This window comes from Bacillus sp. FSL K6-1560, from assembly GCF_038592935.1.
Lineage (GTDB): Bacteria > Bacillota > Bacilli > Bacillales > Bacillaceae > Bacillus > Bacillus subtilis.
Window position 1 is genome coordinate 3,523,176 of record NZ_CP151946.1, and the last position, 13,287, is coordinate 3,536,462.

At 43.2% G+C, this 13,287-nt stretch carries 12 protein-coding genes and 2 riboswitches; all 12 genes read right to left on the reverse strand.

What is annotated here, in order from left to right:
• Window positions 1-22: 22 nt before the first annotated feature.
• The gene (gene purB, locus NYE22_RS18755) at window positions 23-1,318 is read right to left on the reverse strand and encodes an adenylosuccinate lyase (RefSeq protein WP_014476028.1); all 1,296 of its coding nucleotides are present in this window, start codon (window positions 1,316-1,318) and stop codon (window positions 23-25) included.
• Window positions 1,315-2,457: a 5-(carboxyamino)imidazole ribonucleotide synthase gene (gene purK / locus NYE22_RS18760; RefSeq protein ID WP_342412049.1), complete on the reverse strand. Its 1,143-nt coding sequence runs from the start codon at window positions 2,455-2,457 to the stop codon at window positions 1,315-1,317. Before purK ends, purB begins: the two co-directional genes overlap by 4 nt.
• Window positions 2,450-2,938, reverse strand: a complete 489-nt coding sequence (purE, locus tag NYE22_RS18765) for a 5-(carboxyamino)imidazole ribonucleotide mutase (protein ID WP_003244134.1) — start codon at window positions 2,936-2,938, stop codon at window positions 2,450-2,452. The genes purK and purE overlap by 8 nt, the downstream gene beginning before the upstream one ends.
• A 141-nt stretch (window positions 2,939-3,079) precedes the next feature.
• A riboswitch (purine riboswitch) is annotated at window positions 3,080-3,181 on the reverse strand.
• Window positions 3,182-3,260: 79 nt separating this feature from the next.
• The gene (locus NYE22_RS18770) at window positions 3,261-3,458 is read right to left on the reverse strand and encodes an NETI motif-containing protein (RefSeq protein WP_003219403.1); all 198 of its coding nucleotides are present in this window, start codon (window positions 3,456-3,458) and stop codon (window positions 3,261-3,263) included.
• Window positions 3,458-4,012: a DUF5698 domain-containing protein gene (locus tag NYE22_RS18775; protein WP_009966729.1), complete on the reverse strand. Its 555-nt coding sequence runs from the start codon at window positions 4,010-4,012 to the stop codon at window positions 3,458-3,460. Before NYE22_RS18775 ends, NYE22_RS18770 begins: the two co-directional genes overlap by 1 nt.
• Before the next feature lie 213 nt (window positions 4,013-4,225).
• Complete coding sequence (locus NYE22_RS18780; RefSeq protein WP_003244066.1) at window positions 4,226-4,393, reverse strand: Fur-regulated basic protein FbpA; 168 nt, start codon at window positions 4,391-4,393, stop codon at window positions 4,226-4,228.
• 158 nt (window positions 4,394-4,551) lie between these two features.
• Complete coding sequence (locus tag NYE22_RS18785) at window positions 4,552-5,355, reverse strand: hypothetical protein (protein ID WP_342412050.1); 804 nt, start codon at window positions 5,353-5,355, stop codon at window positions 4,552-4,554.
• Between the two features lie 210 nt (window positions 5,356-5,565).
• On the reverse strand, window positions 5,566-6,888 hold the full coding sequence (gene pbuG, locus NYE22_RS18790) for a hypoxanthine/guanine permease PbuG (RefSeq protein WP_041851234.1): 1,323 nt from the start codon (window positions 6,886-6,888) through the stop codon (window positions 5,566-5,568).
• A 135-nt stretch (window positions 6,889-7,023) separates the two neighbouring features.
• Window positions 7,024-7,125: riboswitch (purine riboswitch) on the reverse strand.
• A gap of 152 nt (window positions 7,126-7,277) precedes the next feature.
• Complete coding sequence (locus NYE22_RS18795) at window positions 7,278-8,738, reverse strand: DUF4179 domain-containing protein (protein WP_153257300.1); 1,461 nt, start codon at window positions 8,736-8,738, stop codon at window positions 7,278-7,280.
• Window positions 8,720-9,253, reverse strand: coding sequence for a sigma-70 family RNA polymerase sigma factor (locus NYE22_RS18800; RefSeq protein ID WP_017695646.1), 534 nt, complete (start codon window positions 9,251-9,253; stop codon window positions 8,720-8,722). Before NYE22_RS18800 ends, NYE22_RS18795 begins: the two co-directional genes overlap by 19 nt.
• A gap of 110 nt (window positions 9,254-9,363) precedes the next feature.
• Window positions 9,364-10,905, reverse strand: coding sequence for a glutamine-hydrolyzing GMP synthase (gene guaA / locus NYE22_RS18805; protein WP_342412051.1), 1,542 nt, complete (start codon window positions 10,903-10,905; stop codon window positions 9,364-9,366).
• A 162-nt stretch (window positions 10,906-11,067) separates the two neighbouring features.
• Window positions 11,068-13,281, reverse strand: coding sequence for a DUF4129 domain-containing transglutaminase family protein (locus NYE22_RS18810; RefSeq protein WP_085186976.1), 2,214 nt, complete (start codon window positions 13,279-13,281; stop codon window positions 11,068-11,070).
• Window positions 13,282-13,287 lie beyond the last annotated feature (6 nt).

The following is a 13,287-nucleotide window of genomic DNA, read 5'->3' on the forward strand; positions in this document are numbered from 1 at the left end:
AAGAAGCCGCTAAAAGCTTCTTCTATGCTAAACCTAAACGTTCAAAGATCAGATCAACATTTTTCAGATGGTAATTGTAATCAAAGCAGTCAGCAATTTTTTCCGGAGAAAGACGTGACGTGATTTTCTCTTCCGCTTCCACAAGCTCGCGGAACGGCACTTGTTTTTCCCACGCTTCCATTGCCTTCGGCTGCACTGTATCATAGGCTTCTTCACGAGTCAGGCCTGTGTCAATCAAAGCAAGCAGCACGCGCTGAGAATAGATAAGGCCGAGAGTGCGGTCCATGTTGCGTTTCATGTTTTCCGGGAAGACCGTTAAGTTCTTCACGATGTTGGAGAAGCGGTTCAGCATGTAGTTCAGCGCAATTGTCGCATCCGGAAGAATAATTCGTTCTGCTGAAGAATGAGAAATATCGCGCTCATGCCATAATGGAACATTTTCGTAAGCTGTCATCATGTAGCCGCGGATTACGCGCGCCATGCCTGTCATGTTTTCAGAGCCAATCGGATTTCGTTTATGCGGCATTGCAGATGAACCCTTTTGCCCTTTCGCGAAAAATTCCTCTACTTCACGTGTTTCACTCTTTTGCAGTCCACGGATTTCCACAGCGAATTTCTCGATGCTTGTCGCAATCAAAGCAAGTGTTGCCATATAGTCAGCATGGCGGTCACGCTGAAGGGTTTGAGTGGAAATCGGTGCTGCTTTCAATCCGAGCTTCTCACAGACATATTGTTCAACAAATGGATCAATGTTCGCATATGTGCCGACAGCGCCAGAAATCTTTCCAACCTCGATGCCTGCTTTCGCTTGTTTGAAGCGCTCAAGATTACGTTTCATTTCTTCATGCCAAAGCGCAAGTTTTAAGCCGAAAGTTGTAGGCTCAGCGTGTACGCCGTGCGTGCGCCCCATCATGACTGTGTATTTATGTTCTTTCGCTTTTTCTTTAATAATGTCAACAAATCTCTCAAGATCCTTGAGCAAAATATCGTTTGCCTGTTTTAATAAGTAGGAAAGAGCCGTATCAACAACGTCAGTTGACGTTAATCCGTAGTGCACCCATTTTCTTTCTTCGCCCAGTGATTCGGAAACGGCGCGCGTAAAAGCGACAACGTCATGGCGCGTGTCCTGTTCGATTTCTAAAATGCGGTTGATGTCAAATGATGCGTTCTCACGCATAACTTTTACATCTTCTTTCGGAATGACGCCAAGCTCCGCCCACGCTTCACAGGCAAGAATCTCTACCTCCAGCCATGCTTGAAATCTGTTTTCATCCGTCCAAATCGCGGACATTTCAGGTCTTGAATAACGTTCGATCATTCTGCTTGTCCTCCATCTCTATTCATCCATTTATTTGTGATCTCCTGAATCCATTCGTCTTCAGGCTGCTTCATAAATGTAATATGCCCCATTTTGCGGCCTTTTTTGATTTCATGTTTTCCGTATATATATAGCTTTGCCTCTTTTAAAAGCTCCGGGTCTTCCTCAACAAGCTTCACTTCATCGCCGAGAAGATTCACCATCATGCCCGGCTTCAGCAAATCTGTCTTCCCAAGCGGAAGCCCGCATACCGCTCTGATATGCTGCTCAAACTGGCTCGTCTCGCAAAGGTCCAGCGTATAATGCCCAGAATTGTGCGGTCTTGGCGCCAGTTCATTGACCAAAAGCTCTCCGTCCTCTGTCAGGAACATCTCAACTGCAAGCGGTCCGACAAGGTTAAGCTCATCTGCAAGCTTAACTGCGAGATCAGCAGCCTTCTGCTGAATCCCTTTCTCTACCCGTGCGGGCACGATGCTTTGGAAAAGAATATTGTTGTGGTGAATGTTTTCAGCTGTCGGAAACGTTGAAATTTCACCGTTTACCGATCTGACGACGATCACCGACAGTTCCATTTTAAAAGAAACCCAGCTTTCAAGAATGCAAGTTCCGTGTTCTAACAGAGCGGCTGCCTGCTCCATTTGCGCCTCTTCTTTTATCACAAATTGGCCTTTGCCGTCGTACCCGCCGCGGCATGTCTTCAGAACTGCGGGTAACCCGAGCTCTTGTACCGCCTGTGTCAATTCATTCTTTGTTTTGACGATGCTGTACGGTGCGACTTCACAGCCCGCGGATTGAATTGCTTTTTTCTCTGTTTCACGGTTTTGGGTAATGAGCAGCAGCTCACTTCCTTGCGGGAGATACGCATGATCTTTCAGCCAATGCAGCGCATCATAGTCGATGTTTTCAAACTCATATGTGATGATATCGCTGATTTCAGCCAATTTTCGAATCGCTTCACGGTCATTATAATGAGCGGTAATTTCGACATCCGCAACCTGCCCGCACGGCGAATCTTTCACCGGATCAACGACCGCGACTTTATACCCCATTTGTTTGGCGGACACAGCCATCATTTTCCCAAGCTGGCCGCCGCCGATAATGCCGATTACAGCTCCCGGATAGATGATTTGTTTAGACAAGCTGATCACTGCTTTCTAACACTGTCTGTTTTGTATTTTCTCTTCTCTCATCCAGCTTACGGGCAAGGTCTTCGTCAAATGCTGACAAAATTTGCGCCGCTAACAGGCCTGCGTTCACAGCACCCGCTTTGCCGATGGATGTTGTCGCAACAGGCACGCCTCCAGGCATTTGGACGATGGAAAGAAGTGAATCCATTCCGTTCAGCGCCTTGGACTGAACCGGAACTCCAATGACTGGCAGTGTTGTTTTCGCAGCCGTCATCCCTGGCAGATGCGCCGCTCCTCCGGCACCGGCAATAATCACCTTGATGCCTCTTTCTCTAGCAGTTTCAGCATATTCAAACATGAAATCAGGCGTCCGGTGAGCGGAAACGACCTTTTTTTCGTACGGAACATTGAGTTCGTCAAGTATGTCGCATGCGTGTTTCATTGTCTCCCAATCGGAAGTGCTTCCCATGATGATTCCTACTAGCGGCTGCATTCTGTTCCCCACCTTCTAATGCTTTTGTTTTCAGAAAATAAAAAATACCCGCTCTGCATTGCACTTATGAGGAAGCAATACAAACCGGGCATGGTACATGTATCGTCAGTCGTTCGCTTCTGCGATATATCCATGTCAGTTTTATCGATCACTTTCCTGCATAGTCCGGCAATTTACGGTTGCCGGGTAGAAACTTATGGGCCATATTCCCAAGATTATATGAGGTCGTGTTTTGATTTCATGTTTATCTTAACAACGGACATGGATAATGTCAACGATATTATCGAACGATACAAAAATTCATTCTACTAATGTTCGTGTTTTAGATCAATTTCCCTTCAAATACGATTTTTTTCCCGCACGGAACGATCTGAATTGACCCATTTTCCTTTTTTTCCATAAAAATAGGCTCTTCCATTCGCCTTACAGGCAGATATCCTTCTTCTTTCATTTGCTGAAGCACCGCATCGATCGTTTGCTGCTCTGTCACTTCAAACTTTTTCTTCTTCGGCTTTGCCATTATTCTTTAATTCTCCTCTTCTTCACCGCTTTGACCCAGAAGCCGCCGTGGATTGTTTTTGGTTCGTACGCAATAATAAAGGCTTTTGAATCAAGTGTTTTAATCGTATCATATAGCTGGAGTTCATATCTTCTCGGCGTCAGGATCTGAAGGGCTGTGCGGTCGCCTTCAAGCCCGCCTGCCACCCAATTTGTCACGCCGTAGCCTTTTTCACGGAGCTGCTTCGGAAGATCAAGATCGAGCTCCTTCGTAATCACATTGACCATAATATAGCCAAGCGCCAATTTTTCTTCTATTTTCATGCCGACAATTACGCCTAGACCGTAACCGAGCGCGTACGCGATCACATTTTGAATCTGGTCTAAGTTATCGAGCACCAGACTCAGCCCTGTCACATAAACCAGTATTTCAATCGTACTGATGCCGGCCGCTAAATAACGCTGTCCTTTCAGCGTTAAAATCATTCTTATCGTAAAAAATGACACATAGACAATATTAATAATGAGAATTATGAGAACCATGGCTATCCCATTTGATAAGATGGTTTGCATCATTTTATTCATCCCCCTACTCTTCAGCTTGCACAAAGCATTCATATTCTACTAGAGAAATGAGCCGTTTACAATCAGCTTCGCCCGTAAGTTTAAGCAAAATATTTCGACATGCTTTTATGTGTTGAACAGTAGTAGTTTACCCTCTTTCTCGCCTTTTCAAAATCAAAACAAAAAAGCCCGCTTTTCAGCAGACTCACCTCTTTATATCTATTGTCAGATCTCTTTTTTCATTTTCTGAAGGGACTTGTATTCTTTCTCAAGCTCACTCAGCGTGTAGTCAGCAAGCTGTTCCCCTCTTCCTTGATAAAATTCCGAGAGCAGTAATTTGGTTTTTAAAAATTGCTTCTTTTGGTTAATTGCTCGGCGAAGCACATCAGCCATGTCCATCATCCTCCTTAAACATAAAGGTTTTTGCGCTGGACGTTTTCAGCATTTTCCCCATCATACACGGGTTAATCCTACAAATCAACTATGTTTTTTAGATATATTTGTAAAAAGTGTGACATAAAAAAACCGGCTAGGATTAGCCGGTTTTTTCATTAAAGCGGAATCAGCGACGCCGTAAAATATTCAGAAATAAACGGCCAAGTCACTGCCGTAAACAGCAGCGCTATCGCAACCACTGCAAATACACAATAGATATAATCAATTGGTGCATCTTGTGCCGCCTGGTACACACGCTGTACATACAGCGCGATGATAAAAAAGATGGAAAACAAGATCAGCACCGTAAACAGTACTGTCAGCATTGGGATATTTACGATCGCAAAGATCAGCCAAAGGATTGAAACAGCAATTACCGGTACAAGCAATGAACCCAATACGGCAGCTGCTTCTCTGAACGTCACCTTCTGCTTCATCATATAGCGGGAGACAGCCCATATAGCAAAGACCATTACCGCGAAAAAGATCAGCAAATACACAAGAACAACTAAAAACCCGTCATAGAAAGCATGATGGCGTTCTCCGAAACCGAGCGGCCGATTCCAGCTTGCCTTTAACTGAAACCAATTCCCAATTGAAAAAATGATACTGAATATAAGCATTGAAATCAGACCGTATTTATAATGAGAAAAACAATCCGTTACGACAGTTTTCGCCGGAGATTTTAAAATCGAGAACGCAAATCCGCAATATCTGTTGATGGCTGCCCAAACAGACGCAAGCTTGTCTTTAACAGTTGATTCACCGCGTTCCTGGCGCGGTTTCTGCTTTTGTTTTTGCTTCTGCTTGCTTTGCCGGCTCGCCTTTCTGGACATTCTCGATAGCGGTTCTTCATCTGCATCTATTCTTTCACTCTGGTTAATTTCTTCTTCAAACGTTTCTTTTCTTTCTTCCGTCATGTCAGCAACTCCTATCAAAAAAATACGGCGGAATACCATTCAGCAAGAAAATAAAACACTTATATAAGGTACCGAAGCCTTCCTGAACAGTCAAGTCATTTCCATTTAAGTAAAGCATGGCGGCACATCTACATGACGGTATATCGTATGAAATGGTTTTATCTTTTGCAACAAAAAAACCAGCTGCCTGTGCAGCTGGTTTTTCATTCCTTATTTTAAGAAGATAAAGTACAGGATAAATACGATAAACAGCCCGTACATGATTGGATGAACCTCTTTGGCTTTTCCTTTGCACACCATTGTAATCGGATAGAAAATAAACCCGATGGCAATACCAGTCGCAATGCTGTACGTTAACGGCATCATGATCATGGTAAGGAAAGCAGGAACGGCCACTTCGAACTTATCCCAAGCGATTTTGCCAAGCGGCGCCACCATCAATGCACCAACAATAATAAGCGCCGGAGCTGTTACATTTGATGTAACGACTGATAGGAGCGGAGAGAAAAACGTAGCCAGTAAAAAGAGAATCCCTGTTACAATTGCGGCAAACCCTGACCGGGCACCCGCAGCGACACCTGAGCTTGATTCCACATAAGAAGTTGTTGTAGACGTACCAAGCACGGCACCGATCACAATAGAAGATGAATCAGCTAAAAGCGCACGGCCCGCACGCGGCAATTTGTTTTCCTTCATTAAACCAGCTTGTGTCGCCACAGCAACAAGTGTACCAGCTGTATCAAAAAATCCGACAAACAAGAATGTTAAAATAACGATCAGCATTTGTACAGAGAAAATATCCGGGAGGTGAATCCACGCTTGTCCGAAAGTCGGCGCAAGGCTTGGCACACTGCCGACAATTTGAGTCGGAACCGGAACCAAACCGAAAATCATGCCGGCTACCGCTGTTAACAGCATCCCGATAAACACGCCTGCGTTCACGCGAAGCACCATTAAAATAACCGTGACAATCACACCGAAAATCGTTAACAGCACAGGACCGCTGTGAATGTTTCCGATCGTGACGAGCGTAGAAGGATTCGCTGTAATGATTCCTGAACCTTGTAATCCAACAAATGTAATAAACAGGCCGATCCCCGCACCGACTGCCAATTTCAGCTCAGGCGGAATGGCGTTGATGATTTTTTCACGAAAACCTGTTAAAGAAAGAGCAACGAAAATAAGACCTGAAATAAAAACACCAGACAAAGCTGCCTGCCATGAAATACCCATACCAAGGACAACAGAAAACGCAAAAAACGCGTTCAGCCCCATACCCGGCGCGATGGCAATCGGATATCTCGCTATTAATCCCATTAAGATACAGCCTGCTGCAGACGCCAGCGCTGTCGCCGTAAAGACTGCACCCTGGTCAATTCTCAGCGCCTCCGGAAAATCTTTCACGCTCTCCAAAGCAAGCGTAATCGGATTGACGAACAAAATATATGCCATAGATAAAAAAGTCGTTAATCCGCCAATGATTTCATTGCGATAGCTGGTGCCCAGCTCATCAAACTGAAAAAACGTTTTCAAGCTATTTGACTCCCTTCACTCTTTGCTATTTATTCTGTCCTGAAAACGCCAAATAAAAAACGCCCCAATACATTTTGGGACGCTTGACTACAGACGGATTTCAGTTTGAATAAATAAACGTGTTTTATTTATATCAAACGAAAGAAATGTTTACGTAGTCAAGCCATTTACGGTAGCTTGGTAGAGACTTGCGAGCCATATTCCCGCGATTATACGAATTCATCTTATTTGATTTCTGTGTCTATTGTACCAACTTCATTTTGAATTGACAATATAAACAACGAACATTACTTATTAAAAAAATTGGTTTATTCGTCTATTGACTAAATTGGCAACAATGATAAAAACCGTATGCATGACTTCATACGGCTTTTCAACTTATGATTATTTTATCTTGAAGGCTGACTCACCTGATGCACTGGTACAGTAAACGAGAATGGCTTTAGTTGAATCAGGTCATTTAAAACGCCTTTATCAATATACAGACCGTATTCATTAAACTCAAAATGCTTTAAAGACAGCTTATCAAGATAAGCGTCATCCAGTTCAAAAGTTGATACCATTTCGGCTGTGTCCATATTCTTCACTTCAGCTTTATTCCATTTCAAATAATAACCTTCTTCATAATAAGCCATTGGATCAGACCATGATTGCATTTTTTTCATATCACCAAGGCCAATCATTTCACCTATATTCACTAAGTCATCTTTTGACATATTTGAAGTATCAACTCCAGTGAAACGGTAATGAACCAATACTTCCCTCCCCTCTTGTTTAATGTTATTGATTTCTATCCCTATGTTTTGATGCTTTGTTTCCGAAAGACGATACGGCATCCCTGCATTAAGCGGGACGATTTCACTACCCTCAGCCTCAGATCTAATATCTGCAATTAATGTTAGCTTTTTCGCTTTTGGATTGATTGGTGATTCTAACTGTGTTTGTCCTTTTGCTCTTACCGTTCTCTCGTTTACCTTTATGCGGTCTCCAAGTTCGATGTTTGATGCTGACATCTCATATGTGTTTCCTAAATCATCTTTAACTTCGTTAATTTCAACCGTATCATGCTTTGCTATGCCTTGATAATCGATTGTAAATTGAAGGACAGATCCAAGTTTCCCGTTTTCCACTTGAATATTGGAAAATTGATAACGATTATGATAAGCCGATATAATTTTTGAGCTTTCTAAATAACCCGCATTCTTTTTGGTAATAGGCAGTTTGAATCTCCAATTTCCCTGTATTTCATTGATATGAGTAATTACAAAGGGCACGGTTTCCCCATTTTTTATTTCAGTACCATTTGTATAAATCCTTAATTGTCCTGCGTATTGCTTGTTATTTAATTTTTTAAGCATTAAGGAATCGTAGTTGATTGAAAAGTTGTCGCTATAACTCGTTTCGTCGACATCATACATGATCTCTTTTTCATCAGAGTGGAAGTTATCAACAGTGAAGTTATAAACAAGCTGTCCGGCATCGTAATAGGAGCTGTTTACAGAAACAGTGATTCCCCTGGAGTCTGCTTTTTCATTTAAAGCTGTGACCAAATTGCTTTTAAACAATGATAGACCAACTTTATCTTGAAAATCCTTATAAATTTGTCCGACAATGGGTATGCTCCCCATCGCTTTGTTTACAGAGGGAAGAAAAAGACCAGATGATAAATACAATATACATACCACAGCAGCAATAGCCATTCCATTTGTAATAGTTCGTGCCCATTTAAAACGGCGCCTTGTGTTACTTTCATTTTCAGCACGAACGACAGCTTGATGTATTGCCTTTTTGAGTGCTTTCTTTGGCACTGCTATGTCATCATACATCTGCTTCATTTGGTGTTTGTCCATTTGTTTTGATCCTCCTTTTCCAGCTCCTGTTTCAATGCTTTTCTCGCTCTATGTAAATGGGTTTTAATTGTGCCTTCTGCCATTCCTGTTTGTTCAGCTATCATTGAAATCGAATAATCTTGAAAATAATAGAGCTGAATTGTTAACTGAACATGTTCATCAAGTAAATCAATCGCATTTCGCAAGTCTATGTATTCCTCAATATTTGCTTGATTAGTTCCAGCATCATGATGTTTCTCAAACGGAACCAAATCTCCTTTCTTTTTATTCATGGCAAAAATGGTATGAATCAATATTCGAGTAAGCCACGTTAAAAAATACTTTGGCTCTTTTAGTTTTTCTATACTGATAAAAGCTTTATAAGCTGTTTCCTGTACAGCATCAAGTGCATCTTCTTTATTTCTTAAATAGAGATAAGCTGTTTTATATAAAGTCTCCTGATGTGCCAGCATAAGCTTTTCAAAGGCCCGAGCATTTCCTTTTCTCGCCTTTGTAATCAATCTTTCTTCCTTCACCTTATCCACCTCCTATGTTGTTAGATACAAAAATTGTCGAAACGGTTTCAAAAAGTTAACAAAAAAAACGCCCCTTTTGAAAAAGGGACGTTTTTCTCATTGTTATTTACTTATTCCCACTCAATCGTCGCAGGTGGCTTACTTGTAATATCGTACACCACGCGGTTAATGTGCTTCACTTCGTTTACGATACGTGTCGAAATGACTTCAAGCACATCCCACGGGATACGCGCCCAGTCAGATGTCATGCCGTCGATTGATGTAACGGCACGGATTCCGATTGTGTAATCATATGTTCTTGCGTCACCCATAACACCAACGCTGCGGATGTCAGGAAGAACAGTGAAGTATTGCCAGATATCACGCTCTAAGCCGTGATTTGCAATTTCTTCACGCAAGATTGCATCTGATTCACGAACGATTTCAAGTTTTTCTTCTGTTACTTCGCCAAGAACACGGATTCCGAGTCCCGGTCCTGGGAACGGCTGACGCCATACGATTTCATCTGGAATGCCGAGCTCTGTGCCAAGCGCGCGCACTTCGTCTTTGAAGAGCGTGTTTAACGGCTCGATCAGCTCAAACTGCATGTCTTCAGGAAGTCCGCCGACATTGTGGTGAGATTTGATCGTTTGCGCCGTTGCTGTACCGCTCTCGATGATATCTGTGTAAAGCGTACCTTGTGCAAGGTAGTCGATGCCTTTGAGCTTGTCCGCTTCATCATCAAACACGTAAATGAATTCATTACCGATGATTTTGCGTTTTTGTTCAGGATCAGAAACGCCTTTTAGTTTGTTTAAGAATCGATCTTTTGCGTCTACTTTAATCACATTCATGTTAAAGCCTTCGCTGAATGTTTTCATAACACCCTCAGCTTCGCCTTTACGGAGAAGACCATGGTCTACAAAGATACAAGTCAGCTGGTCGCCGATCGCTTTATGAATCAAAACAGCAACAACAGAGGAATCAACGCCGCCGCTTAGCGCGCAAAGAACCTGTTTGTCTCCGACCGTTTCACGGATTTTTTGCATTTCGACTTCGATAAAGTTCTCCATTGACCATTCGCCTTCGCATTCGCAAACACCGAATACAAAGTTTTTCAGAAGATCATTGCCGTATTCAGAGTGGCGCACTTCCGGGTGGAACTGAACGCCGTACCATTTTTTGTCCGCTTTGCTCATTGCTGAGTTCGGGCAGTGATGGCTTGTCGCGTCAACAGTGAAGCCTTCAGGAACTTCTACAACCAAATCACCGTGGCTCATCCAAACCACTTGTTCATTTGGAAGATCTTTGAACAAATCAGGTGTGCCTTCGATGCGGATATTTGCTTTTCCGTATTCACGCTGGCTTGCTGCTTCAACTTTACCGCCAAGGTAATGAGTCATCAACTGCATGCCGTAGCAAATTCCCAAAACAGGAATATCAAGCTCGAAGATTTTCTCGTCACAGCGGAAAGAGTTTTCATCATACACACTGTTTGGACCGCCGGATAAAATAATTCCTTTTGGATTCATTTTTTTAATTTCTTCAGCCGTCAATGTATGTGGATGCAGCTCGCTGTAAACACCGAATTCACGGATACGGCGTGTAATCAGCTGGTTATACTGACTGCCGAAATCAAGGACAAGAATCATTTCATTCACTAACTTTGTCATGGTTGTCACCTAATCTCCTCTAAGTTTTTTGACACAGAAAAAAACGAGGACAGATATGAAGCTCGCTCCGCCCTCTTTGGCAAGGCCGTTTGCCGGAGTCAGGCCAACTCGCTCCCAGACTCCGATAATATTCACTAATTCTAACAACACGTTGATAAGCGGTCAAGACCATCTTCTTTTAATTAAATTTTCCCATAACTCTCTGGAATCATTCCAAAGCGCTGAAGAATCTTCATTTCTGTAAAGCGCCCTTTCATAGCTTAATGTCAGCTTTGACATGTCTTCTATGTCGTATTTTTCATCGATTCGTTTTGCATAATCACGCAGCGTTTCACTGCCTCGTTTCGGCAGCCCTTTTCTCTTCAGTTGTTTCAGCAGCGCGTCATATGCCTCAAAAAACGCGTGCTGATCGCTGCGCCGCTTCAATTTCCTCACGGCGAAAACAGGAATCCATAACGAGCGGAAAACATACAGCAATACAGCTGCCACCAGGAGGACTGCAAGAACCGCAAGCGCTGCATACAAGCCCGCATCGGCATTAGTATGCGAAGCGGACGGCTTTTTAGAAACAGCTGGCTCCCGTTTTTCCTTTTGTTTTTCTTCTTTTTGCGGCTGTTTTTTCTCTTCTTTCTGTTTCTCTTGTGCTTTCTTCGGCGAGCTGCTGTTATCACTGCCGGAGTCCTTTGTGTCAGAAGAAGTAAATTGAGCCGGATTTGTAAACCCTTTAGTCGGCTCAAATGTAACCCAGCCCTGTTCCGGGAAATACACCTCTACCCAGGAATGGGCATTGTTATTTGTCACTTCGTAAATGCTGCCATTTTTGTTCCCTGCTTCTTTGTATTCGCCGGACGTATAACCCTTTACCCAGCGGGCCGGAATGCCGGCCGAGCGCAAGAGCACCACCATGGCGGAAGAAAAGTTATCACAATAACCCATTTTCGTTTCAAAGAGAAATTGATCGACATAATCTTCATCATTCTTCGGAATGGTCACGTTTTCTGTTTCATATGTGAACGCATTTGACCCTAAATAGTCCTCAACCGCTTTCACCTTATCAAACATATTGTCGTGATCCTGAGTCAGTTTGATCGCAAGGGTTCTCACCCGCTCTGGCAGTGAATCTGGAAGCTGCATGTAGCGATCGCTGAATGTGTACTCCTCACTGTTTTTTCTCACTTTTACCTTTCTCAGTTCATCCAGCTTATAGACCGGGGAATTGTACGTTACAGTATAATTCCCCATATTTCTGATTTCACCGGCTTGTTCACTGATCGGAGAAATTTGCTCCGTGTTGCCGTTCATTTCAAGTGAGACAGCCTGCTTTGGCTGAATGGTTTCCGCACCAATCGGATACATCAAATGGTTATACCCGTAGTGCTTATCGACTTTTACACGGACGGTGCGGCGCTCTGTCGCAACCTTATGGTCAAACCACAGATTTTCAACTTTTCCATTGCTAAGCTGATACGACATGCCTGTGTCTGTTTCAATCCAGCCTTTTCCGGTATACGTGTCCTTCGTTTCCACACGGAAATACGTACGCTCTTTTCCCTGCCATGTAAAAACAGGTGTAGCATCCTGCTGGAACGGGCCGCCGAGTGATTCATCATGATTCCCGTATCCGATTTTGCTTTCCCCTGCAGACACGCGGTCTTGATGAGTGATTTTTTTAAGAAAAGGCACCGGATCAGGCCAGGCCGGCTCTGATTTTGGAGCGGCGAGTCCGAATCCCGTTGCAGCCAAAACCAATACAGATAAAGGAAGAAACCATTTCAGGACAGATGTTTTTGGCAGTGTGATTCTTTCCATCAGCTTAATGCGTTCCAAGTATAAAAGGCCCAGCATAAAGAAGCCGATCAGCACGATACGGATGACGGCAAAAGTGGCATCATATGGCGTAAAGGTATCAAGAATCGTAATATACGCTACTGTCATCAAAAAGAAAAACAAAATTCTTCTCTGGTAAATCACCCAATAATGCAGGAGATAGACCAGCAGCCACAGTAGCACAAAAAACAGCAGGGTCCGAAATGAAGGAATCATGTCATTCCATTGCCCTGATTGAATCAGCGTGATATTCAGATAGACATCCTGCAAAAAAGAGCTGACCCAGCTCAAGTCGAATATAGATCCTTGATAAAACAGGATGTGTATCGAGATCAATGTAAATATGACACAAAAAGGAACTGTGACAAACCACCTCATCCTGAAAAAAGTCAGCAGAAACGTCAAACCGATAAAGACACTAAAAAAGCCTGTATGTTTCGTTTCAGTAAAACTGTCAAGCGGCCTGAGCCACTCCCACAGCAATAAAAAAGCCAGAAAATAAAATAACAGCAAGCTCAAACGGCTTCCCTTGTGATCATCGTGCGGCATGTGAAC

Excerpts from the sequence above, each read along its gene's own strand:
- purB (WP_014476028.1), bottom strand. The coding sequence starts at position 1,318 with ATGATCGAACGTTATTCAAGACCTGAAATGTCCGCGATTTGGACGGAT.
- purE (WP_003244134.1), bottom strand. The coding sequence starts at position 2,938 with ATGCAGCCGCTAGTAGGAATCATCATGGGAAGCACTTCCGATTGGGAG.
- NYE22_RS18770 (WP_003219403.1), bottom strand. The coding sequence starts at position 3,458 with ATGGCAAAGCCGAAGAAGAAAAAGTTTGAAGTGACAGAGCAGCAAACG.
- NYE22_RS18775 (WP_009966729.1), bottom strand. The coding sequence starts at position 4,012 with ATGATGCAAACCATCTTATCAAATGGGATAGCCATGGTTCTCATAATT.
- NYE22_RS18780 (WP_003244066.1), bottom strand. The coding sequence starts at position 4,393 with ATGGCTGATGTGCTTCGCCGAGCAATTAACCAAAAGAAGCAATTTTTA.
- NYE22_RS18785 (WP_342412050.1), bottom strand. The coding sequence starts at position 5,355 with ATGACGGAAGAAAGAAAAGAAACGTTTGAAGAAGAAATTAACCAGAGT.
- NYE22_RS18795 (WP_153257300.1), bottom strand. The coding sequence starts at position 8,738 with ATGGACAAACACCAAATGAAGCAGATGTATGATGACATAGCAGTGCCA.
- guaA (WP_342412051.1), bottom strand. The coding sequence starts at position 10,905 with ATGACAAAGTTAGTGAATGAAATGATTCTTGTCCTTGATTTCGGCAGT.
- NYE22_RS18810 (WP_085186976.1), bottom strand. The coding sequence starts at position 13,281 with ATGCCGCACGATGATCACAAGGGAAGCCGTTTGAGCTTGCTGTTATTT.